Raw genomic sequence first — 23,766 nt, 5'->3', positions numbered from 1 at the left:
TTTAAAATTTTTGATAATTGAATTTTGACAGAGAACTTTTACGTTGTCAATGTTTTTTTGAAAATTTTTAACTCTGCAATTCTCTGAACCGCTTCTTGAAGACGTTCCTCTGAATGTAATAAGCCAACACGAACAAAACCTTCTCCGTGTTTACCGAAGCCGATGCCTGGAGCGACAGCAACGTGTGCCTTGTTTAATAGTACATCAGCAAACTCCTCTGACGTATAGCCATCTGGAACGGGAAGCCATGCAAAAAAAGAACCTTTTGGAGAGGTGACATTCCAGCCGATAGAACGGCAAGCAGTAATGAAAGCATTTCTTCGAGATTCATAGCGTTCTATAAGTTCCTCGACACAAGTTTGCGGACTTAATAACGCTTTTTGAGCAGCTTCTTGTATGGCACCAAAAATACTAACATACATATGATCTTGTAATACGTTAATCGTTTCAATAACACTTTCATTCCCAACGGCAAATGCGATGCGCCACCCTGCCATATTATACGTTTTTGACAACGTATAAATTTCAATGCCAACATTTTTTGCTCCATCGATTTGTAAGAAACTAATCGGCTTTTTAGCGTCAAAACCGATCGCTCCATATGCGAAATCATGACAGACTAAAATGTTATGTTTGTTTGCAAACGATACAGTTTCCTCAAAGAATTTTGTTGTTGCAACGGCTCCAGTTGGATTGTTCGGATAGTTTAAAAACATTAATTTTGCTTGCTCGGCAGTTTGTGTATCAATCTTTGAATAATCAGGTAAAAATTGATTTTCTGCTAGCAGTGGCATTGCAGCAATCTTTGTTTTTGCTAAGGCTATCCCTGACAAATAATCTGGATAACCTGGATCAGGAACAAGAACTGTATCACCTGGGTTCGTAAAACAAAGCGGTAATTCAACTAAGCCAGCTTTTCCGCCAAATAGAACAGCTACTTCTGTTTTCGGGTTTAATTGTACACCGTATTCACGCTCATAAAATGTAGCGACAGCCTCTTTTAAACTTTCAAGTCCTCGAAATGGCGGATATTTATGATGAATAGGATGTTCGGCTGCACGTTGTAATGCTGATACGATGTGTGCTGGTGTTGGTTGATCTGGATTTCCTTGTCCTAAGTTAATAACATCATGACCAGCTTGCATTACTCCATTTACTTTTGCGACAAGAGAAGCAAAAAATTGAGTTGGTAATGATGTTAATATCTCGGAAGGTTGAAAATGTTTCATACTTTCCACCTCTTTTGAAAATTGTTGCAATTATAGTGAAAAATGATATAATCTTTCCAACTTTTTGTAAAGAAAAAAATAAAAAGGAAGAAGGAAAAGAGTAATGAAAATTGCGTGTGTACAAATGAATATCACTTTTGGCGATGTTGCAAAAAATATAGAACATGCTGAAACAAAAATAAACGAGGCGATGAAGGGAAATCCAGATGTTATTGTATTACCGGAGTTATGGACAACAGGTTATGATTTACAGCGTCTTCCTGATATTGCTGATCTAGATGGGAATGATACAAAAGGTTTATTATCAAAGTGGAGTAAGCAAAATGGAGTAAATATTGTCGGCGGTTCAATTGCTAAGCAAACAGAGAATGGTGTTATGAATACGATGTATATTAGTGATCGAAACGGAAAAATTGTGTCTGAATATAGTAAAGTGCATTTGTTTCAACTGATGGATGAGCATAAATATTTGATTGCTGGAAATGAAACGGGGCATTTTCTATTGGAGGACATACCGTGTGCAGGGACAATTTGCTATGATATTCGTTTTCCAGAATGGATGCGCGTTCATACTGCGCATGGAGCAACGGTATTATTTGTTGTAGCGGAGTGGCCGCTTGTTCGTTTAGGACATTGGCGAGTATTGCTTCAAGCAAGGGCGATTGAAAACCAATGTTATGTTGTAGCATGTAATCGAGCGGGGAGTGATCCTAATAATGTATTTGCAGGCCATTCTCTTATTATTGATCCTTGGGGAGAAATCGTTACTGAGGCTGATGAAACAGAAACGATTTTGTATGGAACGCTAGATATAAAAAGGGTTTCTGAAGTGCGTAGAGGGATTCCTGTTTTTTTTGATCGGCGCCCAGAATTGTACACGACAAAAAAGTATTGACAAACAAATTTTATTCTTGGTATAGTCAGAATCGGAAACGAAAAATTCAGACAACTATATATACTCTTATCAAGAGCAGGTGGAGGGATTTGGCCCGATGAAACCCGGCAACCGACCGTAATACCATTGTAAAATGGGGCGCAAGACTTGGCGCCTAGTAAGGCACGGTGCTAATTCCAACAGAAAGAGACTTTCTGGTAGATAAGAGGGGAGAAGAAAATCTTCAAACCTCTTTCGTTGTAGAAAGGGGTTTTTCTTATGATGAAAAGCCCTGATATATTGAGGGGGAATCAAAGTGGGATATAAGCAATTAACAGAAAAAACAGCTGAAATGATTTAATTTGTTTTTAGTTACCACTTTTTTTCCTCTCTGTTTATTTATAATAAGAAGGGAGGAGACAACGATGGAGGAATGGATATCAGTTATTGGTAATGTTGGTTTTCCGATTGTTGTTACGCTATACTTGCTTCATAGAATTGAAAGTAAGTTAGATAACGTTATTGTTGCAATTGAGAAGCTACCAAAGCAAATGCAAAGGTATGAATCTCCAAAAGAAAATATGTAAATGCAAATTGAAAAACCGATATAAAAACCTCTTTTTTTAGGGGAGGGCGAGAGTGTCTGACCGTGCATAGGAGCGGTCAGGTCTTTCTCCTGCCACATGCCAGGTTTAAAACAAAGGGAGCAGACATGTTGTATTCTGCATGGTTGCGATTTGTGTGTTAAAAAAATAAAGTTTATATATGTAACGGAAACGGATTGTGTGGAATAGGCACAATCCGTTTTTAAATTTGATATAGAAGAAACATAGTTTGTTGTCATTTACTGTGCAGTATAACCACCGTCAATGACAACAGCTTGCCCTGTAACTCCTTTTGCTTTTTCACTTGCTAAAAATAAGGCGTAGTTTGAAATTTCTTCTGTATGTAATAATCGTTGTTGCGGTACGAGCGGGTAAATGACATCTTCTAACACATGTTCAAGCGGGACATTTCTTGTTGTAGCTAAATCTTGAAGTTGATTACGAACAAGAGGGGTGTCAACATAGCCGGGACAAAGTGCATTTACGGTAATACCATACTCAGCTCCTTCTAGTGCCGCGACTTTTGTAAGCCCGATTACCCCGTGTTTGGCACTATTATATGCAGATTTACCTGCAAAGCCAACGAGACCATTAATAGAAGCGATATTAATAACGCGACCGTATCGTTGTTTTTTCATAATAGGAAATGCGTGTTTTATTGCAATAAACGGTGCAATTTGCATAATTTTAATTAGCATTTCAAACTTTTCAGTTGGAAAATCTTCAATTGGAGAAACGTATTGCATACCTGCATTGTTAATTAATACATCAAGTGAACCAAATCGTGTAACAGTTTCAGAAGTAGCTTGTTCAATCTCACGTTCTACTGTTACATCACATTGCATTCCAAATACTTTATACCCTTCGTTCTCTAATTGTTTCACTGCCTCTTGTACTCGGACCTCTAACCGATCCGTAATTATGACAGTTGCTCCCTCTTTTGCAAAGGTCTTTCCCATTTCATATCCAATTCCACTTGCAGCGCCTGTTAAAAATACAACGCGATTTCTAAACATGTTTTATTCCATCTCCTCTATGAATATAGTTAGCTCTAATGCTCTATTTATAGAAACGGAGTGGGAAATCCTGCAATCTTTTGGAAAAAATACGCATACTATCTTGCTTTGCAAAATACTGTTTGCTATACTATTTTGTAAAGCAAGATACTTATACTTATCTATCTTGTAAAGCAAGATAGAGGAAGGATTTGAATGATGTCGACGAGTCAAATGCTAAAAGGTATTTTGGAAGGATGCTTACTTGCTATTATTTCTGAAGGAGAAATATACGGATATGAAATGAGTGAAAAACTGGCACAGTATGGTTTTACAATGGCAAGTGAAGGAAGTATTTATCCGCTATTAATTCGCATGCAAAAAGAAGGATTGATTACAAGTACGATGAAGGAATCGCCATCTGGTCCAAAGCGAAAATATTACACATTAACAGAAAAAGGTGAAGATGCACTAGATGATTTCATGGAACGGTGGGAAGCAATGCAAAGTAGTATACAGCGCTTGTTGGAGGGAAAAGGAAGGAAACGATAATGCTGACGTGATGAAAGGAAATCAAAAATGGGGGGAATCACATGCAAGTTTCTAAAGAAGGAGAAAAATTTTTAGTTGATATGAAAGTGTATTTATTAACAAAAGGAATAAAGGAAGAAGATGTAAATAACTTTATAGAAGATGCCGAGCTTCATTTAATAGAAGGAGAAAAAGAAGGAAAGACGGTAATAGATATTTTTGGGGATTCTCCGAAAGAATATGCGGAAGAATTGGCTAAAGAGATGGAAGTTGATAAGAAAGAAAATTGGAATTTACTTATTTCTTTCGTGATTGCAACAGCAGCTTATTGGTTGATTCCAGAACTTGTATTTCGAAATGCAGGGAAACCATTCACTGTATCACTTATTAATTTAATTGGCTATCCTATCGTTTTATTCTTGATGATAGCAGGGATGATTTTTGCTTTTCGTAGCTCCAGTTTTCAAAGTAAATTGAGAGAGTTTTCTATTATATATGTAGTAACGGCTGTCATTCCAATGGTTTTACTTGTTGGATTAATGCTACTTAATAAACAGTATGGTACACCGTTTTTCTCTTTAACCTCGACTCAAAGTTATATTCTTGGTTTTTTATTATTTGCAGCAGCTATAATAATTAATTTTCGTTTAAATAGCTGGATGGGGGTACTTACATTATTTGTTTTGCTTTTTATCATGTTTGTATTTGAATATTTTAAAATTAATAATACGGGATGGGGAAATTTAGAGCCGATTGTGTCGTATGGAAGCTTAGTACTGCTTATGATGTGGGATTCTAAACGTCAAAACATTGTGCAAAGATAGTTAAGATGGGAGGGAGTAAGGTGCTTTCAAGGGAATCACAGCAGTTTCTAGAAGATACAGGAGCGTATTTAACGGTAAAGGGAATAAAAGAAGAAGATATAAAATCTTTTTTAGAAGACGCCGAGCTTCATTTAATAGAAGGAGAACAGCAAGGGAAAACAGTAATCGATATTTTCGGAGGTTCTCCAAAGCAATATGCAGATGAATTAGCAAGAGAAATGGACATAGATAGGAAGAGAAATTTTGCTTTGTTGGTAACTTTCATTATGAGTGTAACCGCATATTGGACAATTCCAGATTTATTATTTCGAAATTTGAATGAGCCTTACAAAGTATCTGTTATTAGTTTCATTGGCTATCCGCTTATTGTATGTTTCATACTTATAGGTAATGTGTTATTTGCACGAAACATGCTTTTTCAAAATAATAAATGGAACCGAAATATAGTATTAACGATTATGGCTATAACACCTATATTATTATCTCTTACCCTTATGTTTTCTAATGAATGGTACGGGACAACGTTATTTGAAATTGCTGGGCAGTTGCGATATATCATTGGAATCACGTTGTTTGTTTTGGCTGCTATTATTAATATTCGCTTTATTGGTTGGAGTGGATTGTTTATATTAATTGTTATGATTCTTGCGCCGTTTCTTTTTGATCAATTAAGAGATAGAAATTTATATTGGGGAATTCCTGGGTTAATGGGAATAGCTTTTCTTATTTTATGTTTCTATTTTAAAGATAAAAAGTAGACGTAACTACAGCGTTTATTTTTTTTCTTTACGCAATAAAGGGCTTTGTAAAGATAATTCTCTTTGGGTATTTGTTAATAAGGAATCTATTTGTGATTTATGAGGGGTAGGAATGATGTAGTGCATAAGATTCGTAGGAGAAGGATGGTGCTCGGAGCCGTTTGGACATTCAGGATCAGCATTTGTAAGCTTATCTTGTACGCGGCGTGTGAATAAAATGTGACCGATTTCGTGGGCAAGTGTGTATATGTTCTTCGAAGCTGAAGCTGAGTTTGTTAATACAATGTAACCTTTAATTTGATTACGAATTGATATGGAATAGGCACAAGCGATTACAGAGTGTTCTTGAAAATAATCACTGCCAATATAACAAATATAAATATCGCATTGCGACGCATGCTCAGAACATTTAGCAAATAAAGAGGCCAACTTTGGTTGTGATTTTAACGAAGATACGTAACTAATTTCACCATCATGAAAACGATATAGTTCATCTAGAACACTGACATCTTTAATTTTAAATATGATAGGATGCCAAATGTATTCAGCAATTGCAATATCCCTAGCAATGCGGTCGTTGTCAATATGAGATCCAGGAGTAGTGCAAATACATATATTAATGTAAGGATACATAGGAGACACCTCAAATATTATGGATTTTTCTATCGAAATATACTTAACGATTAAAAAAAGGAGGGATAAATGTTTTTAATGTATTTACATTGTTTTTTTGCCGAATCACGTACGGAGAATATTCTTTATTTGATAAGAGCTGCGGAAGGATAGCGTCCTCTTTGTTTAGTAAACTGTTAAAATTAGTTATCATATGGGTGAACTGTTCATCCGTAATCATCCCGCTCGTATGCCAATAACACATCATGGCATAGGCAATAGAGCTTGTATCGACGTTTACGGTTATATTCACATTAGAGTTTCCGCTGTTTGAAATATTGGAGCTATTTCGCCGCATCATAATTAATCCTCCTTACCAAAATAGGCTACTGTTTAGTAGCCTATTCCTTTTTGATTATTTTGATTTAGATTATGATTTAGATTATGATTATGATTTTGATTTTGATTTAGATTTTGATTATTTTGATTTAGATTATTTTGCGAGGATTGAGTAGCGTTATTTAAAACGTTTGTTAAAAATGGGAGCAGGGCCGTTAATAATTGGTTTGTAACATCTGTATTCAATTGACCTTGACCTTGTGCCTGACCTTGACCTTGTGCCAGCTCCTGTCCCTGTCCCTGTCCTACATCAGTAGACTGCTGATTAGTAGCAGTTGTATCAGTATCTATATCAGAGTCTACGTTTAAATTCACCTGAGAATTTCCACTATCTGAAATCTGAGCAACGTTATGATTATGTGTATGCTTCTTTGTATGTTCTTCTTGTGATTCAGATTGATCAGATTGATCAGGTTGATCATACTGGATTCTTCTTCGGCAGCGATCATAATAATAATAAGACAACAGAATCCTCTCCTTTAATAACTACAGAAAATGTCTATACCATACTTTATGTGAAAAGAGAGAATGTGTATGGACAAATGAACTATCGTTTAAAGCGGTTTTTTATCCTGTTATAGCATGAGTTACTAATAATTTATTAAATTCACATGAATTTGTGAGCAGTTTTAATAATAAATTATGTTTGTGTTTTTATGACATCTGAATAGTATGATGAAAATTGGTGAAAAGAAGTCAGAAAATAGTCAAACTTCGACACGTTTATATACCCATTTTTTGTTATAGTAAAAGAAAAGGGGGGAAAAACATGTATACATTAAAAATTGTTTCAGATCGTGAAGCTGTTTATCAATTTGCAAGTTATGTTCAAGTTATACAAGGGGTAGAAAATGTATATGTGGAAGTGGGCGAAGCGTTGTATGAACATCCGCTTATGAAATTTTATGTTCACGTCTCAATTAAAGAAAAGTATGAACAAGAAAAAGCATTGCGGGAAATTGCACGTTTAGTAGAGTTAGGACGTTTTACATATGTCCATTACCGAGATGAAGAGATTGAAAGAGCATTTGAAGACGTAAAATACGAAAGCCATATTGGCTAGATAATAAGCAATGAAGAGGCTAATGTGAGTTAGTCTCTTTTTGTGTAGGGAAATATTTTATAGGTATCAAACAAATTAAGAAAGAATTTTGCTATTATAGGAGAGGGAAAGAAAGGGGAGTTACATAATGGGGTATATACAGGAATTAAGAAAATTAGTTGGAACAAAACCACTTATAATAGTAGGATCAGCAATTATAGTTTTAAATGAAAAGAATGAAGTATTATTACAACTTCGTTCTGATACATATGATTGGGGATTGCCAGGTGGAGCAATGGAGTTAGGAGAAACAATTGAAGAAACCGCAGAGAGAGAATTAAGAGAAGAAACAGCTTTACAAGTCGAATCTTTACAGTTTCTAGGTGTGCTCTCTGGTCAAGACTTATATTATCGTTATCCGCATGGAGACGAAATTTATAATGTAATCAACGTATTTCAAGCGCATCGTGTGTACGGTGAAATACAATGTGATGAAGAAGGATTGGATATACGATATTTTCCAATTGATAAGTTACCGAAATTGAATATAACAACAGAAAAAATCTTTCGGAAATTTTTAATAGCATTGACAGAATAGGAAGGGAATTATCTTTCTATTTTTACTTTGTTAAATATTTTGATTTTTTAGTTACTTCCTAATATAATAGACATAGATATGCATCTTGTGGTATTTCATCCAAAATTCACTAGGATACATAAGAGAGGAGAAAGTACACGATGCGTAATGTAGTTGTCACAGCTGCAGTTCGTTCACCGATTGGAACATTTGGAGGAGTTTTCAAAAATGTAAAACCAACTGAACTTATAGTTCCTGTATTACAGGAAGCTGTAAAAAGAGGCGGTGTGTCGCCCAGTGAAGTAGATGAAGTGATTTTAGGTCACTGTATTCAGCGAACAGATGAGGCAAATACAGCAAGAACAGCAGCTCTTATGGCCGGATTTCCTGATACGGTTACTGGTTATACAATTCAGCGTCAATGTGCTTCAGGTATGCAAGCGCTAATTTCAGCAGCAATGCAAATCCAATTAGGTGTAAGCGATGTTGTTGTTGCAGGGGGAGTAGAAGCGATGAGCTCTAGTCCATATGTATTAAAAGAGAACCGCTGGGGACAACGACTACAACATGGAGAAATCCGTGATATGGTGTGGGAAGTGCTAGAAGATCCAATCCATCATATTATGATGGGAGAAACTGCGGAAAATCTTGCCGAACAATATGAAATTTCTCGCGAAGAACAAGATGAAGTAGCGTTGTTAAGTCATCAACGTGCTCTTCATGCAATCGAAGCGGGCTATTTTGATGAGCAAATTGTTCCGATTACGAAGAAGGAACGGAGAAAAGAGATTGTCGTTTCCAAAGATGAACATCCTCGTGCAGATATTACGTTAGAAAAACTTTCGGGTTTAAAAGCAGCTTTTCGCAAGGATGGAACAGTAACAGCAGGAAACGCATCGGGTATTAATGACGGAAGTGCAGCGTTAGTCTTAATGAGTGAAGAAAAAGCGAAAGAAAAAGGGCTTCAACCATTAGCGAGAATTGTTGGATACTCTGTAGCAGGTGTAGATCCTAAATTTATGGGGATAGGGCCGGTGCCGGCAATTCAAAAAGGACTGCAAAATGTAAATTGGTCAGTAAATGATGCGGATTTATTTGAAATTAATGAAGCATTTGCTGCACAGTATGTAGCAGTAGAGAAAGAATTAGGCTTAAATCGTGAAAAAGTAAATGTAAACGGCAGTGGAATTGGTCTTGGTCATCCAATTGGGTGTACAGGAGCACGTATTACAGTAAGCTTGATTCATGAATTAAGAAGACGAGGATTGGAAAAAGGGATTGCTTCTCTTTGTGTCGGTGGCGGTATGGGAGTAGCTTTATTTATAGAAGCATTATAATAACAAAACCAGCTAGTGTGTCTACTAGCTGGTTTTGTTTATGAACGGAATAGATGATGGAATAGTCTTTCACGATCTTCAAAAAAGAGTTTCATCGTTTGATAATGTTCAGTTTCTTCTAATGTAATTTCTTGTATCTTCTCCTGATGTAAGGAATACATAGTTGCATCAGGATATCCCATTAAAATCGGAGAATGTGTAGCTATAATGAACTGTGCGCCTTCATCAATGAGTTCGTGCATTCGAATTAACATAGAAAGTTGGCGCATCGGTGATAGGGCGGCTTCGGGCTCATCTAAAATATATAGTCCGTTACTAGAAAAGCGGTTCATAAATACAGAGAAAAATGATTCACCATGAGATTGTTCATGAAGGGAGGTACCTCCATAAGAGTGAATGGCATCTATTTCATCAATATAAGACGCAACATTATAAAAAGATTCTGCACGAAGAAAAAATCCATCCTTCGGTTTTCGTAAACCTTTTATGAGTGTGAGATATTCATGTAAGTCAGAATGAGACGCGTTTGTCGAAAAACGAAAATTTTTCGTCCCCCCCTCTGGATTGAATCCCCACGCAGTGGCAATTGCTTCTAATAATGTGGATTTCCCGGTTCCGTTTTCTCCTATAATATAAGTGACCTTTGGATGAAAGGATAACGATTGTAGTGAACGAACAACAGGCAAGGAAAAGGGATATACAGAGAATGATGGTTTTATGTCGTTTTTTTATTTGTATTTATATAGGCATGCATAGCAGTCAATTATATGGGGAATAATTAAAATGGATATATATAGTATAATAGTATATGAAATGATAGTTTCATAGAATGTAATGACAGGAGAAAGATGATGAAAATCAGGAATGTATTTTATATTTTATGTAGCATTCTTATAATTTTAAGTGGGTGTGCCCAGCAAGAAAAAGTGAAGCAGCCGAAGAAACAGGCTATTCCTGAGACGAATGAATATGGCGGTTTACAACTAATAAAAGTAGGGCAAGAGATTAAGCAAAAAAATTGGGGGACTTTAAAATTAGAACAAATCAAACATGTAAATGAAACATTTACAGTTGGAACAATGAAAATCTATGTAGATAATGTTAGAGTGATTACATTATCAAATATGGAAACCGAAACAAAAGAAATGCTAAAAATGTATACAAAATTAACTCCAGAAGAAGTGCAACGCCGCTTAGGTAAGACATTGGAGCAAACGGAGGCAGAATTGTATGCATCATTAAGTGGACAAGATATTGGTGATACTGCTAAATATATTGAAATTACATATAAGGTTGAAAACACAGGTGACAAAGAGATGCAGTTCTTTTCTATGAATGATGTAACTGTAAATGAAACACAACCATTTCATGTACCAACGAAAAACTTTTTATATGCGGAAGATACGCTTGTTGGTACAAAAAGTGTATCGAGAGAGGATTATATTCCAGGTGAAACAAGGGATGGCTTAATTGGACTTTTACTAAGTGATCCTAAAGAAAAAGTAAAAACTGTTTCTTTTACAACAGATACATTGGCGGCAGGAGACACACATGAAAAAATAGCAGAACCGCAAACATTTACCATTTCACTATAATAGTGAAATGGTTTTTTTGTTGTTAAATATAAGTTAAAAAAACGACATAAAAACCCCTTTCTTGTTAGGGAGGATGAGATGATCTGGCAGTGCATAGAATCTTCCTGCCACATGCGAAGTAAAAGCGAAGAGAACAGCAAGCGAGTACAGGTTATGATGTATTCTGCATAGCGGTGAATTATATGTTGAGAAATGAATATGGATTTATAGAGTAGGAGAGGGAATATGTCGTTGTATAGAGAATTTATATGTACATAGTGATTAGCAGGGAGAGGAAAAAATGTATATTGTTAAAGCAAATGTAAATGATGCACAGGAACTCGCACGTGTTCATGTTGATAGTTGGAGAGAAACGTATGATGGTATTATGCCGAAAGAAGTATTAGATAAAAAGTCGTATGAGAAACGGGAGGCATTATGGCTAAAAATATTAAAGGAACAGCAGTCGCATGTCTATGTTGCTAAAACAATTGATGGGAAAATTATCGGTTTTGCAGATGGCGGGAAAGAAAGAACGGGTAGTTATGAATATGATGGAGAGTTATATGCGATATATATTTTACAAGAATATCAGCGTAATCAACTTGGAAAAAAATTAATAAAAGCGGTAGCCGCGGATTTATATGAGAATGGCTGTTGTTCTATGCTTGTTTGGGTAGTGGCAAGTAATCCTTCTAAATATTTTTATGAAGCATTACAAGGCTCTTGTGTAGATAAGAAACAAATTGAAGAATTACACGTAGAAGAAATTGCATACGGCTGGAAAGATATAGAAAATCTTCTTATATAAATCCAAGTTAAAAAAATGACATAAAACACTTTTCTTTTTAGGTGGGCGAGAGCGTCTGACCATGCGTAGAAGCGGTCAGGGTCTATGCGAAGTTCAAACAAAGAGAGAAAGAAAGTAGCAGAATCTATTTTTCTGCATAGCAATCTAAATGTTGAAAAGTCAAAGTGGATTTATATATAATACACCCCCCCATTCGTTTTATCACTTCGTGAATATAATGAAGTGAATAGAGTGAAAGGGGAGACAATCCGTGAGGGGATTCACGGTGTTGATCGGAGTTATATTAGCGGTTTGTTTTCAAATAGGGTTATTATATATGTTACAACGAATCGAGCAAGTATCACTTATTCATCTTCTATATGAAATTGTATATATCGGAGTATTATTTGGAATCGGGATGAGTATTGCACATTATTTTTATAAACATAAAATTTATATATTTATATTGATATTTGTTTTTTTCTATGTTTGTGGATACTATAACGGTGAGAATGTTCAAGACATTTTGCGATTGCATATTGTATTAATTAAACGGGCATTCATATTATTATTTTGTATTATGTTTGGAACGATTGTTTATGGAATGTTGTTTTATAAGGGAAATAATGAGAAAAAGGTCAAATGACACATTTGACCTTTTTTAAGATGCTTGTTTTTCTTTTGTAAGGTAAGTTTTCACGTTCTGTAATTGCAGTTGTTCTGAGATACGAAATTCTTGTTTTTGTTCTTCAAATTGTTTTTTTGTATAGGGGCCGAATCGGCGGTTATTTTTTAAATCAATAATCCAATAATTTTCTTTTGCTTGATTGGTAATAGAAGCGTCAGGGTTGTTAGGATCATCTGTTTGTTCTATTTGCTTTGCTAAAATATAAGCGTCGTTCCAAGCGATTTCTACAATTTTTGATGGAATATATTGAGAAGCATACAAGGCGTCTGATTTAGGGAAAAGTTCTAGTGCGTCACCGGTAACATTAATGAGCTCATATTCATCACTAACACTGTAATAAGAGTGATTAGAATCTGTTGAACAACTAGCTAAAAGTATGAAAGAGCAGAAGATGATGAATCGTTTCAATATGAGCTCCTCCTTCCGAAATGTGATTGATACATATTGTACAGGAAAAGAGAGTAAAACACCAATTTATGAGTTGTTTACAACTGTTTTTAGACATGATACGATGAAACAGTTAATAAAGGATAGAAAAAAGGAGACGACACAACATGAATCTGAAAATACATCGTCCAGCGATTGTTATGAATCGCATCGGGGCTGCGATTATCGATATGTTTTTCATTTCTGTTCTGTATGGTGCTGTTGTCGCAATTACAACAGGAAACTATAAAGCAATCTTGAATCGTTTTAATGTAAGTTCAGGAGACATCCGTTATGACCTTGGACTTGTATGCTTATTAATGGCGCTTTATTTTATTGTTGTACCATTCATTTGGAATGGATATACACCAGGGAAAAAATTTACCCGTACAAAGCTTGTATCACTTACAAATGAAAAGTTAACGTTAGGGATATTAACAATGAGGTTTTTTGTATTGTTAATACCAAATATTTTATTTCTCGGGATTCCAGTGATATGTAATATATATATGATGCTGTTTAGAAGTGATAATAGCGGTTTCCATGATCTTATAGTAAAAACAAAAGTTATGAGTGTCGTATAGAGAAAGAGAGGCAGCCGCTTCTCTTTTTTTAATAAAAATTTTTACTAAGTATAAATTTTTACAAAATTCGATATTTTTAATTGGTATAATAGAATTTATATAGGACAGGCATCTCCTATATAGTACCCTCCATATTGATGGCGCGCCACAAAAAGGCGTGCTTTTTTTATTTAATTAGACTGAAAATTAAGAAAATGATATTTTTATGATAAAGAGTAATAAATTTATATTTGGGGAGGCAACTGATGGGAGGAAGTTTATTATTTTGGGGAATTCTTATTTTTGTCGGTCTAGCTTTTGACCAGTATAATAGTAAGAAAAAAGAGAAAGTTCAAAAGTAAACGATTACATCTTATATATCTATCTTTTCCTGCTTGCGGATGCTTTGAAAAAAGGAGTATACTGTGACGGTAAGACTAACCAGAAGGGGTAATGACGATGAAGCTAGCAGGAAAAATTGTCGTTGTAACAGGTGGTGGCATTGGTATTGGTCGTAGCACAGCTCTTTTGTTGGCAAGGCAAGGTGCCAAAGTAATTGTGACGGATATTGATGAGGAAAGCGGACAAGCAACAGTTGATGAAATTGTAGAATTAGGTGGAGATGCAATTTTTGTTACTCACGATATGGGTAAACAAAGTGATTGGCGACATGTTTTAGAAGTTGCACTTGAAGTCTATAATAGAGTTGATATGTTGTTTAATAATGCTGGATTATATAAAATAGATCCAATATTTTCTCATGAAAAAGAGAACGATTCCACTATGATTTGCATAAATGACGTCTGGATAGAAATAAAACAATTGACGTCATCTTTTATGAAACAGCAAGAAGAAATGATGTTAACAGATTTACCGATTTCTGGTGTTATAGGAGCAAGACAACAATCATTTCATACAGCAGAAGTAGTATTATAATGGAAAACCGCCCATGAATATGGACGGTTTCTTTGTATTTAGCGAATGCGATTTTCAGTTTTTACATCAAAGAAGTGTGCTTTATTCATATCGAAAGCAAGCTGGATTTGATCACCGTTAGCAAACATATGTCGCGCATCAACACGTGCTGCAAAATCTTGATTTCCAAGTTTCATATATAAAATAGATTCTGCACCTAATAGTTCGGCAACATCAATTTTTGTTGTAAATGTTGTATCTTGTGAAGCTTCTAAAAATAAGAGTTCATCGTGAATATCTTCTGGACGAATTCCTAAAATAATTTCTTTGTTAATATAGCCTTGTTCACTCAGCAGTTTCATTTTTCCTTCAGATACTTTAATTTTTATCTTATTATCTATTACAAAGTAATTTTCTGTTAACTGACCACGGAAAAAGTTCATCGCAGGGGAGCCAATAAATCCGCCAACGAAAATATTTTCGGGTGTTTCATATACTTCTTTTGGTGTTCCAATCTGCTGTATTTTCCCATCTTTCATAACAACAAGGCGTGATGCCATTGTCATAGCTTCTGTTTGGTCATGTGTTACATAAATAGTTGTTGTTCCTAGTTTTTGATGAAGCTTAGAAATCTCTGACCGCATTGTTACACGTAATTTTGCATCAAGATTTGATAATGGCTCATCCATTAAGAAAACTTTTGCATCACGAACAATGGCACGTCCTAATGCAACACGTTGTCGTTGCCCTCCAGATAATGCTTTTGGTTTTCGATTTAAATATTCTTCTAGTCCTAAAATACGGGCTGCATCTTTCACACGGCGATCAATTTCTTCTTTTGGAATTTTACGAAGTTTTAAGCCGAATGCCATGTTATCATAAACACTCATATGCGGATAAAGTGCATAGTTTTGAAAGACCATTGCGATATCACGATCTTTTGGAGGAACATCATTCATTATTTTTCCATCAATTGAGAATTCACCTTTTGAAATATCCTCTAAACCAGCGACCATTCGTAATGTTGTTGATTTCCCGCACCCGGATGGACCGACAAATACAATAAATTCTTTATCCTGTATGTGTAAATTAAAGTCTGTTACTGCTGTTACATTGTTATCGTATATTTTGTAAATATTTTCTAATTTTAATTCTGCCATGACTTTTCCTCCTAGCAAAAGTGTGCAAACGTTTTCTTTGGATTTATTATATACGAATGCATAAAAAAAATAAATAAAAAAATTAAAACGTTTTCATATTTTTAAAGAAGTGTAGTTTAATTATTGTTTATTTAGTGTTAATCGAGGAATAAGTTTATATTTTTTGATGATAAAAAATGTAAGTCTGTTTTCATTTTTTTTTAAATCTGTTATCATTCAGTAATGAAAACGTTTGCGCCTGTTTTGCAATTAAATAATGAAATGGGGTAGCATGATGGAGAAACAGTGGTGGAAAGAAAGTGTTGTATATCAAATTTATCCGCGTAGCTTTATGGATAGTAATGGTGATGGAATTGGTGATCTTCGTGGAATTATTTCAAAGCTTGATTATTTGCAAGAACTGGGTATAGATGTAATTTGGTTATCACCAGTTTATGAATCTCCAAACGATGATAATGGTTATGATATTAGTGATTATCGTAAGATTATGGATGAATTTGGGACGATGAATGATTGGGATGAAATGTTAAGTGAAATGCATAAACGTAATATGAAATTAATGATGGATTTAGTTGTTAATCATACTTCAGATGAACATCATTGGTTTGTTGAATCGCGAAAATCAAAAGATAATCCATATCGAGATTACTATATTTGGCGTAAAGGAAAAGATGGAAAAGAGCCGAATAATTGGGGAGCTGCTTTCAGTGGATCGGCTTGGCAGTATGATGAAACGACAGATGAATATTATTTACATTTATTTTCAAAAAAGCAACCGGATGTAAACTGGGATAATGAGCATGTACGTAAAGAAATTTATGAGATGATGAAATTTTGGCTTGATAAAGGGATTGATGGTTTCCGTATGGATGTCATTAATTTTATTTCAAAGACAGAAGGGCTCCCATCTGTTGATACCGAAACGGAAGGGTATGTATCAGGGCATCAATACTTTATGAATGGACCTAATATTCATACGTATTTACATGAAATGAATCAAGAAGTACTGTCTAAATATGACATTATGACAGTTGGTGAGATGCCGGGTGTAACAACGGAAGAAGCTAAACTGTATACAGCTGAAGGGCGCCAGGAATTACAGATGGTATTTCAATTTGAACATATGGACTTAGATTCCGGAGAGAATGGTAAATGGGATGTGCTTCCATGCTCACTCCTTACACTAAAGCAAAATTTAACAAAGTGGCAAAAGGCATTGGAGCATACAGGATGGAATAGTTTGTATTGGAATAATCATGATCAGCCACGTGTTGTGTCTCGCTTTGGTAACGATAAATCTTATCGTATTTCGTCAGCGAAAATGTTAGCGACAGTACTTCATATGATGAAAGGAACTCCTTATATATATCAAGGTGAAGAGATTGGAATGACAAATGTCCAATTTGCTTCAATTGATGAGTACCGTGATATCGAAACGCTGAATATGTATCGTGAAAAAGTAATAGAACGTGGTGAAGATCATGAAAAAGTGATGCAATCTATTTATGCGAAAGGGCGCGATAATGCTCGGACACCAATGCAATGGGAAAACAGCGAACATGCGGGATTTACAACAGGTAAGCCGTGGTTACAAGTAAATCCTAATTATAAAGATATCAATGCGTGGCAAGCATTACGTGACCCGCAATCAATTTTTTATTATTATAAGAAATTGATTGAGCTTCGTAAAAAACATGAAATCATTGTATATGGTACATATGACTTGATTTTAGAAGAACATCCGTCTATTTTTGCTTATGTGAGAACATGGAAAGATGAGAAATTACTTGTTATTGCAAACTTTACTGAGGAATCATGTGTATTTGAGTTGCCAGAAGAGATAACACATAGTAGTTCAGAGTTATTAATACACAATTATGATGTGCAGAGTGAATTAATTGAAAATATTGCTTTACAGCCTTATGAAACAAGGGTGTATAAACTGAAATAATAATATGTAAATTACAGGATGTAACATATCTCAGTTTCTAATGAATGGTTGTCTGCAGTCGTTACATTGCCGATTATAAATAAAGAAAAGCCTTGTTTTTTTAACAAGGCTTTTCTGATTTACCATTTCAAAATTGAAAATCCGTATGGTGGAAGTGTAACTTGTAGTGAGTTTGTTTCAGCTGAAAACTCTTCTTGTGTATATAAGTTTGTAATCTTTTTACCAGCGATATCATAAGGGATAGAAGCTGTAACTTTATGATTTGTTGGATTTAAAACAAAAAAGATTGTTTCTTTCTTGTATGTTTTTATATAAGAAATATAATTGTGTTTGTCGTTTGCCTCAATCCATTGAAATGAACCGTGTCCACTAAAGGTTTTATATTGCTTTCGTAGGGAAATTAGTGTTTGTATATGTTGAAAGAACCCTCTATCTTGTTTATCTTCTTCCCAAATCATGCATGCTCGGCAGCCTGGATCCATTCCGCCCTCCATTCCGATTTCATCACCGTAATAAATACATGGCGAACCGATGAAGGAGAGTTGGAATACATAAAGTAACTTCACTTTTTCTTTATTACCGTTGCAGGTTGTTAAAATCCGTGGTGTATCATGGCTATCTAATAGATGAAAAGCAGCTTCGTTTATATTCATGGAATATGAATGTAAAGATGATGTAATTTGTTCCATAAATTCACTAGCTGTAATCGTTTCATGTGCAAAGTAAGAAAGGAGGGCGTTTGTAACTGGGTAACTCATTACAGCATCAAATTGATCTCCTTGTAACCATGGTTGTGCATCATGCCAAATTTCTCCTAAAATATACACTTCAGGATTAATTGCTTTTATTTCACTGCGAAATTCCCTCCAAAAGCTATGATCGATTTCATTTGCAACATCAAGTCGCCAACCGTCTATGTGGAACTCTCGTACCCAATAACGGCCTATTTCTAGTAAGTATTCTTTTACATCTGGATGAGCAGTATTTAGTTTTGGCATATCGGGTGTAAACGCGAATGTATCATAATTAGGAACAGGTGCTGTTTGAATTGGAAATTCATGAATATGAAACCAATCTTTATAAGGTGAGCGTTCTTCTTTTTCAAGAACATCTTGAAATTTATCAAAAAAGTATCCACTATGATTAAATACAGCATCTAGCATAATTTTAATACCGCGTTGATGACATGCTTCGACAAGCTTTTGAAACGTTTCTTTCGTTCCAAATTGAGGATCGATTTCCATATAGTCAATTGTGTCGTATTTATGATTCGAATGTGCCGTAAAGATTGGAGTAAAGTAAATCCCGGAAATACCGAGTGCTTCAAGATAATCAAGATGTTGCATAATGCCAGCGAAATCTCCGCCGAAAAAATTTGTTGCAGTTGGCACTGTGCTACCCCAAGAAAGAGTGTCCGTAGGATTACATGTAGCATCTCCGTTCGCAAAACGTTCTGGGAAAATTTGATACCACACTGTATCTTTTACCCATGAAGGGGCGGAAAAAACATCCTTTTCATGTATAAATGGGAAGCAAAAGTAATGGCCAACGTCGTCGGTAGGTGCTTCAGAGAAAAATCCTCTTTCTGTATAAATAGTAGTTTCCGTACTGCTTTTTAGTTCGAATCCATATCGTAAGCGCTTAAATTTCGGTTCAATTGATACAAACCAATAATCGAATAAATCCGTCGAACCGCTCTTTTCCATTGTCATTTTTGCTGTGAGCCACTTCTTATTCTGCCATTCATATGGATCCCCATAAATAAAGGACACTGCATCTACATCGTTTTTTTTCGTACGTAACCGAATATGAAGTGTTTTTTCATTGTAAGCATATGCGTAATTATCTTTTGGCCTATGGTATATTGCTTCTTTTAACATGTAAAAAGCCCCCTTTACTATTTTTAAAAATAAAGATATATCGCAAACGATTGCTTTTTATATAACTTTAATATTGCTTATAAGAGTAGTACTCATTTTATGTAAAGTCAATGACTATAAAGATTGGTTACGTAAATTTTTTGAAAAATAATATTTGCAAAATCTATAAAAGAATGTATAATGATAGACAAATAGCGCAAACGTTTTCGTAAATTAGAGAATTGTTTGTGCTTCTATTAAACCATTATATGCAAACGTTTTCATTTTTAAGGTATTATGTACATAATTTGGGAGGTAGTTAGGGATGAAGAAGAAAGCGTTATCTTTATTAACAGTTTCAGCTTTGACAATCGGAATGTTATCCGCGTGTGGTCCGAAAGATTCAGGAAAAAAAGAAGCGAGCAAGGAGAAGAAAGATTATGATCTTCTTGTTTGGGAAGACCAGAAAAAAGCTGTTGGTTTAGATCCAGCCGTAAAAAGTTTTGAAAAGAAATATAATGTAAAAGTAAAAGTTGTAGAAGTTCAGATGACAGAGCAAGTAAAAAAACTTCGCCTTGACGGTCCAGCTGGTACAGGACCAGATGTTGTGACATTGCCACATGATCAAATTGGGAATGCAGCAACAGAGGGACTGCTTTCTGAAATAAAAGTAGATGATTCTGTTAAGAGTAAGTTTACTGATTTATCATTACAAGCACAAACATATGATGGGAAACTATATGGTTTACCAAAAGCTATTGAAACCCCTATATTCATTTATAATAAAAAATTAATGCCAAAAGTACCAGAAACAATGGATGAACTATTTAATTTTTCAAAAGAGTTTACAAAGAACGGAAAATATGGATTTTTAGCATTAGGAGATAACTTCTACTTTGCGAATGCATTTATGGCTGGTATGGGTGGTTATGTATTTGGTGAAAAAGATGGTAAACCAAACCCTGCAGATATTGGATTAAACAATAGCGGTGCAGTACAAGGTGCAGAATTTATTCAAAAATGGTATAAAGAAAAACTATTCCCAGAAGGAATTATCGGTGAGTCTGGCGGATCAGCTGCAGATGGATTATTTAATGAAGGAAAAGCAGCGTCTATTATGAACGGTCCATGGGCATTTCAAGCGATTGAAAAAGCAAAGATTGACTATGGTGTAGCTCCAATGCCTAAATTACCGAATGGTCAACCGATGAAAACATTTGTTGGTGTAAAAGGATGGCATGTAACAAGCTTCTCAAAAAATAAAGATTTAGCAGCAAAATTTACTGATTGGGTAACAAATGAAGAAAATGCAAAAATTCGTTTTGAAAAGACAAAAGAAATTCCTCCAGTGAAATCAGTGATGGAAGATCCAATTATTAAAGATAACGAAGCTGCAAAAGCAGTAGTAGCACAAGCAGAAAATGGTATTCCAATGCCGAATATTCCAGAAATGCAAGAAGTTTGGAAACCAGCTGGTGATGCGTTGCAATTAGTTGTAACAAACAAACAAGATCCAAAAGCGGCACTTGATGGGGCTGTGAAACAAATTAAAGGAAACATTGAAGCAAATCATAGTAAGAAAAAATAATATAGAATTCGTGTCTTTTGTATACAAAAGACACGAATTCTCCTCCTTCCAAGGGGAAGAAAAAAAGGGGGAAGAACCATGCAGACATCCATTGAACCAGCTCATGCAGGAAACGGTTCAAAACACCGAAAAACAGCGGCAACGTTGTCTATTATTCCGGGTATTGGTCAACTGTACAATAAACAATATGTAAAAGGTATTATTTTTCTAATATTAACTAGTTCGTTTTTTGTAGCATTTGCTGACTTGTTAAATATTGGATTGTGGGGAATTGTAACGCTCGGTACAGAAGTTCCTCGTGATCATTCTATCTTTCTTTTAGTAAAAGGGATTTTAGCGCTGATCGTCACTGCATTTGGACTAGGTATTTATGCATTTAATATATATGATGCGTATCAAAATGGGAAAAAGCGTGATGAAGGCATACCGTTACACTCTGTGAAAGAGCAGTACCATCATTTATTAGACCAAGGTTTTCCGTATATGATGGTTTCGCCAGGATTTCTGTTATTAATCTTTGTTGTTGTACTTCCAATTATTTTCGTCATACTAATTGCATTTACAAACTATGATTTATATCATTCTCCTCCTGCAAAACTTGTAGATTGGGTTGGTTTTAAAAATTTTGTTGATATTTTCACATTACCAATGTGGCGAAATACATTTATAAGTGTATTTTCTTGGACAATCATTTGGACGTTTTTGGCAACAACATTGCAAGTAGCACTTGGAGTTTTCTTGGCAATTTTAGTGAATCAACAAGGAATTAAAGGGAAAGCGGTAATTCGTACAATCTTTATTTTACCTTGGGCTGTTCCAGCGTTCGTTTCGATCCTCGTATTTGCTGGTATGTTTAACGAATCATTTGGAGCAATTAACAATCAAGTGTTAGCTCTATTTGGAATTAAAGAAATTGCTTGGATGACAGATCCATTTTGGACAAAAGTCGCGTTAATCTTCATTCAAACATGGCTTGGTTTTCCGTTTATCTTTGCGATGACGACAGGTATACTGCAATCGATTCCAGGTGAATTGTATGAGGCTGCGACGGTAGATGGTGCGACAGCTTGGCAACAATTTTGTAAAATTACATTACCGCTCGTTTTATATGCAACTGCTCCTATATTAATTACGCAATATACGTTTAATTTTAACAATTTCAGTATTATTTATCTGTTTAATGGCGGCGGTCCGGCTGTAGCAGGACAAGATGCAGGTGGGACAGATATTTTAATTTCTTGGATTTATAAGTTGACGATGACATCGGCTCAATATGGGAAAGCAGCAGCACTTACGATGATTTTATCACTAATTGTTATTTCAGTTGCTTTATGGCAATTTAAAAGAACAAAATCATTCCAAGAAGAGGATATGATGTAAATGAACATAAAACGACAGAAGATATTACGTCTTTCATTAAGTTATTTCGTAATTTTCATGATGTGTGTGATTATTTTCTATCCATTATTATGGATTGTAGGATCATCCTTTAATCCAGGAGATAGTCTTTCTGGATCGAGTATCATTCCTAAAAATGCAACGCTGGATCATTACAAAAAACTACTGGATCTCTCCCAAAGTAACTATGTACTTTGGTATAAAAATACGTTGAAAGTTAGTGTTTTGACAATGATTTTCTCAGTATTGTCAATTAGTTTTACAGCATATGCATTTTCGAGATATCGTTTTGTCGGAAGAAAGAATGGGCTAGTAACATTTTTAATTCTTCAAATGATCCCAAACTTTTCAGCGTTAATTGCATTGTATATTTTAGCGCAGCTAACAGGATTAATGGATACGCATCTAGCACTAATTTTAATTTACGTTGGCGGTGCAATTCCGATGAATACGTGGCTCATGAAAGGATACTTTGATACGATTCCGAAAGAATTAGATGAATCAGCTCGAATGGATGGCGCAGGACATTTTCGGATTTTTTGGCAAATTATTATGCCTTTAGCAAAACCGATTGTTGCGGTTGTAGCGTTATTTACTTTTATTGGTCCGTTTACTGATTTTATTTTAGCAAGTATCATTTTACGTACACCGGAAAATTATACGTTAGCTGTAGGATTATATGAAATGGTAGCGAAAAAATTCGGTAATGAATTTACAACATTTGCAGCAGGCTCGGTATTAATTGCGATACCAATTTCAATTTTGTTCTTATCTTTGCAAAAATATTTTATTTCTGGTTTAACTGCTGGAGGGACGAAGGGATAAATGGGACGTTATGTCCCATTTATCTTTTTTTATCGAAGAATCGATTTAGCAAGTATAGGAACGAAGAAAAATTCAAAAAAATACTATATGGTATAGGAAAATAACCATCTATCCATTACAATACATGAAGAGGGAAAATATAGATTGATATTAATAAAGTGAAACTTCAATCAGTGTGCGTTTTTATGTCGGTTTTTTAGCTTGTATATAAATAGTATAAATCATATAAATCAAAGAAGAGAGGGG

General features: G+C 35.0%; 27 protein-coding genes and 1 riboswitch. Of the genes, 18 read left to right on the top strand and 9 right to left on the bottom strand.

Going from position 1 to position 23,766, the window contains the following annotated elements; all coding sequences use genetic code 11:
- Positions 1-38 precede the first annotated feature (38 nt).
- On the bottom strand, positions 39-1,238 hold the full coding sequence (locus Q9306_RS00220) for a pyridoxal phosphate-dependent aminotransferase (RefSeq protein WP_306194003.1): 1,200 nt from the start codon (positions 1,236-1,238) through the stop codon (positions 39-41).
- A 94-nt stretch (positions 1,239-1,332) separates the two neighbouring features.
- On the opposite strand from Q9306_RS00220, the gene Q9306_RS00215 reads away from it, so the two are divergent.
- On the top strand, positions 1,333-2,124 hold the full coding sequence (locus Q9306_RS00215; RefSeq protein WP_306194001.1) for a carbon-nitrogen family hydrolase: 792 nt from the start codon (positions 1,333-1,335) through the stop codon (positions 2,122-2,124).
- 63 nt (positions 2,125-2,187) lie between these two features.
- Positions 2,188-2,332: riboswitch (SAM riboswitch) on the top strand.
- 196 nt (positions 2,333-2,528) lie between these two features.
- The gene (locus Q9306_RS00210; protein WP_306194000.1) at positions 2,529-2,690 is read left to right on the top strand and encodes a YvrJ family protein; all 162 of its coding nucleotides are present in this window, start codon (positions 2,529-2,531) and stop codon (positions 2,688-2,690) included.
- A gap of 257 nt (positions 2,691-2,947) precedes the next feature.
- On the opposite strand, the gene Q9306_RS00205 is transcribed toward Q9306_RS00210, so the two are convergent.
- The gene (locus tag Q9306_RS00205; protein ID WP_306193998.1) at positions 2,948-3,724 is read right to left on the bottom strand and encodes a 3-hydroxybutyrate dehydrogenase; all 777 of its coding nucleotides are present in this window, start codon (positions 3,722-3,724) and stop codon (positions 2,948-2,950) included.
- A 198-nt stretch (positions 3,725-3,922) separates the two neighbouring features.
- Here Q9306_RS00205 and Q9306_RS00200 point away from each other — a divergent pair, with 198 nt between their 5' ends.
- From Q9306_RS00200 to Q9306_RS00190, 3 genes are read left to right on the top strand one after another with little or no spacing between them, the layout of a single operon-like run.
- Positions 3,923-4,255 carry a PadR family transcriptional regulator gene (locus tag Q9306_RS00200; protein WP_306194621.1) on the top strand — a complete coding sequence of 111 codons (333 nt, stop codon included), beginning with the start codon at positions 3,923-3,925 and terminating at the stop codon, positions 4,253-4,255.
- A 41-nt stretch (positions 4,256-4,296) separates the two neighbouring features.
- A complete protein-coding gene (locus Q9306_RS00195) occupies positions 4,297-5,058 on the top strand; it encodes a DUF1129 domain-containing protein (protein ID WP_306193996.1) in 762 nt (253 codons plus the stop codon).
- A 20-nt stretch (positions 5,059-5,078) separates the two neighbouring features.
- Complete coding sequence (locus Q9306_RS00190; protein WP_306193995.1) at positions 5,079-5,816, top strand: DUF1129 domain-containing protein; 738 nt, start codon at positions 5,079-5,081, stop codon at positions 5,814-5,816.
- A gap of 15 nt (positions 5,817-5,831) precedes the next feature.
- On the opposite strand, the gene Q9306_RS00185 is transcribed toward Q9306_RS00190, so the two are convergent.
- From Q9306_RS00185 to Q9306_RS00175, 3 genes are read right to left on the bottom strand one after another with little or no spacing between them, the layout of a single operon-like run.
- A complete protein-coding gene (locus Q9306_RS00185) occupies positions 5,832-6,449 on the bottom strand; it encodes an ImmA/IrrE family metallo-endopeptidase (RefSeq protein ID WP_306193994.1) in 618 nt (205 codons plus the stop codon).
- 43 nt (positions 6,450-6,492) lie between these two features.
- Positions 6,493-6,789 (bottom strand): hypothetical protein, encoded by a 297-nt coding sequence (locus Q9306_RS00180; protein ID WP_306193992.1) that lies wholly within the window; start codon positions 6,787-6,789, stop codon positions 6,493-6,495.
- Between the two features lie 32 nt (positions 6,790-6,821).
- Positions 6,822-7,292 (bottom strand): hypothetical protein, encoded by a 471-nt coding sequence (locus Q9306_RS00175; protein ID WP_306193989.1) that lies wholly within the window; start codon positions 7,290-7,292, stop codon positions 6,822-6,824.
- Positions 7,293-7,596: 304 nt separating this feature from the next.
- Between Q9306_RS00175 and Q9306_RS00170 the strand changes: the two genes are divergently transcribed.
- From Q9306_RS00170 to Q9306_RS00160, 3 genes are all read left to right on the top strand, one after another.
- Positions 7,597-7,890, top strand: coding sequence for a DUF3928 family protein (locus Q9306_RS00170; RefSeq protein ID WP_306193986.1), 294 nt, complete (start codon positions 7,597-7,599; stop codon positions 7,888-7,890).
- 127 nt (positions 7,891-8,017) lie between these two features.
- Complete coding sequence (locus Q9306_RS00165) at positions 8,018-8,467, top strand: NUDIX hydrolase (protein ID WP_306193984.1); 450 nt, start codon at positions 8,018-8,020, stop codon at positions 8,465-8,467.
- A gap of 140 nt (positions 8,468-8,607) precedes the next feature.
- Complete coding sequence (locus Q9306_RS00160) at positions 8,608-9,783, top strand: acetyl-CoA C-acetyltransferase (protein ID WP_306193981.1); 1,176 nt, start codon at positions 8,608-8,610, stop codon at positions 9,781-9,783.
- A gap of 38 nt (positions 9,784-9,821) precedes the next feature.
- Here the strand turns inward: Q9306_RS00160 and Q9306_RS00155 are convergent, their stop codons facing one another.
- Entirely contained in the window at positions 9,822-10,502 is a 681-nt protein-coding gene (locus Q9306_RS00155; RefSeq protein ID WP_306194619.1) for an AAA family ATPase, read from the bottom strand.
- A gap of 129 nt (positions 10,503-10,631) precedes the next feature.
- Between Q9306_RS00155 and Q9306_RS00150 the strand changes: the two genes are divergently transcribed.
- From Q9306_RS00150 to Q9306_RS00140, 3 genes are all read left to right on the top strand, one after another.
- Positions 10,632-11,378 (top strand): hypothetical protein, encoded by a 747-nt coding sequence (locus tag Q9306_RS00150; protein ID WP_371932277.1) that lies wholly within the window; start codon positions 10,632-10,634, stop codon positions 11,376-11,378.
- Positions 11,379-11,658: 280 nt separating this feature from the next.
- Entirely contained in the window at positions 11,659-12,168 is a 510-nt protein-coding gene (locus Q9306_RS00145) for a GNAT family N-acetyltransferase (protein WP_306193975.1), read from the top strand.
- 265 nt (positions 12,169-12,433) lie between these two features.
- A complete protein-coding gene (locus Q9306_RS00140) occupies positions 12,434-12,793 on the top strand; it encodes a hypothetical protein (protein WP_306193973.1) in 360 nt (119 codons plus the stop codon).
- A 15-nt stretch (positions 12,794-12,808) separates the two neighbouring features.
- On the opposite strand, the gene Q9306_RS00135 is transcribed toward Q9306_RS00140, so the two are convergent.
- Entirely contained in the window at positions 12,809-13,243 is a 435-nt protein-coding gene (locus Q9306_RS00135) for a DUF3997 domain-containing protein (RefSeq protein ID WP_306193971.1), read from the bottom strand.
- Between the two features lie 146 nt (positions 13,244-13,389).
- Between Q9306_RS00135 and Q9306_RS00130 the strand changes: the two genes are divergently transcribed.
- From Q9306_RS00130 to Q9306_RS00120, 3 genes are all read left to right on the top strand, one after another.
- Positions 13,390-13,845 (top strand): RDD family protein, encoded by a 456-nt coding sequence (locus tag Q9306_RS00130; RefSeq protein WP_306193969.1) that lies wholly within the window; start codon positions 13,390-13,392, stop codon positions 13,843-13,845.
- Positions 13,846-14,087: 242 nt separating this feature from the next.
- Positions 14,088-14,186, top strand: coding sequence for a flagellar motor protein (locus Q9306_RS00125; protein WP_306194618.1), 99 nt, complete (start codon positions 14,088-14,090; stop codon positions 14,184-14,186).
- Positions 14,187-14,283: 97 nt separating this feature from the next.
- Positions 14,284-14,760, top strand: coding sequence for an SDR family NAD(P)-dependent oxidoreductase (locus Q9306_RS00120; protein WP_306193967.1), 477 nt, complete (start codon positions 14,284-14,286; stop codon positions 14,758-14,760).
- A gap of 38 nt (positions 14,761-14,798) precedes the next feature.
- On the opposite strand, the gene Q9306_RS00115 is transcribed toward Q9306_RS00120, so the two are convergent.
- On the bottom strand, positions 14,799-15,899 hold the full coding sequence (locus Q9306_RS00115) for an ABC transporter ATP-binding protein (protein ID WP_306193965.1): 1,101 nt from the start codon (positions 15,897-15,899) through the stop codon (positions 14,799-14,801).
- 274 nt (positions 15,900-16,173) lie between these two features.
- Between Q9306_RS00115 and Q9306_RS00110 the strand changes: the two genes are divergently transcribed.
- Positions 16,174-17,850 carry a glycoside hydrolase family 13 protein gene (locus Q9306_RS00110; RefSeq protein WP_306193963.1) on the top strand — a complete coding sequence of 559 codons (1,677 nt, stop codon included), beginning with the start codon at positions 16,174-16,176 and terminating at the stop codon, positions 17,848-17,850.
- A gap of 119 nt (positions 17,851-17,969) precedes the next feature.
- Here the strand turns inward: Q9306_RS00110 and Q9306_RS00105 are convergent, their stop codons facing one another.
- Positions 17,970-19,730, bottom strand: coding sequence for an alpha-glycosidase (locus Q9306_RS00105; RefSeq protein WP_306193961.1), 1,761 nt, complete (start codon positions 19,728-19,730; stop codon positions 17,970-17,972).
- Between the two features lie 304 nt (positions 19,731-20,034).
- Here Q9306_RS00105 and Q9306_RS00100 point away from each other — a divergent pair, with 304 nt between their 5' ends.
- The 3 genes from Q9306_RS00100 (at position 20,035) to malD (ending at position 23,520) form a co-directional block, all read left to right on the top strand.
- Positions 20,035-21,297, top strand: coding sequence for a sugar ABC transporter substrate-binding protein (locus Q9306_RS00100; protein ID WP_306193959.1), 1,263 nt, complete (start codon positions 20,035-20,037; stop codon positions 21,295-21,297).
- Between the two features lie 78 nt (positions 21,298-21,375).
- On the top strand, positions 21,376-22,677 hold the full coding sequence (locus tag Q9306_RS00095) for a sugar ABC transporter permease (RefSeq protein WP_306193956.1): 1,302 nt from the start codon (positions 21,376-21,378) through the stop codon (positions 22,675-22,677).
- Positions 22,678-23,520 (top strand): maltosaccharide ABC transporter permease MalD, encoded by an 843-nt coding sequence (malD, locus tag Q9306_RS00090; protein WP_020059351.1) that lies wholly within the window; start codon positions 22,678-22,680, stop codon positions 23,518-23,520. It abuts the gene before it with no gap.
- Positions 23,521-23,766 lie beyond the last annotated feature (246 nt).

Origin of the sequence: Bacillus multifaciens, assembly GCF_030756675.1 — a bacterium.
Lineage (GTDB): Bacteria > Bacillota > Bacilli > Bacillales > Bacillaceae_G > Bacillus_A > Bacillus_A multifaciens.
The sequence above is the reverse complement of the archived record's forward strand: the minus strand, read 5'-3'. Positions and strand labels throughout refer to the sequence as shown.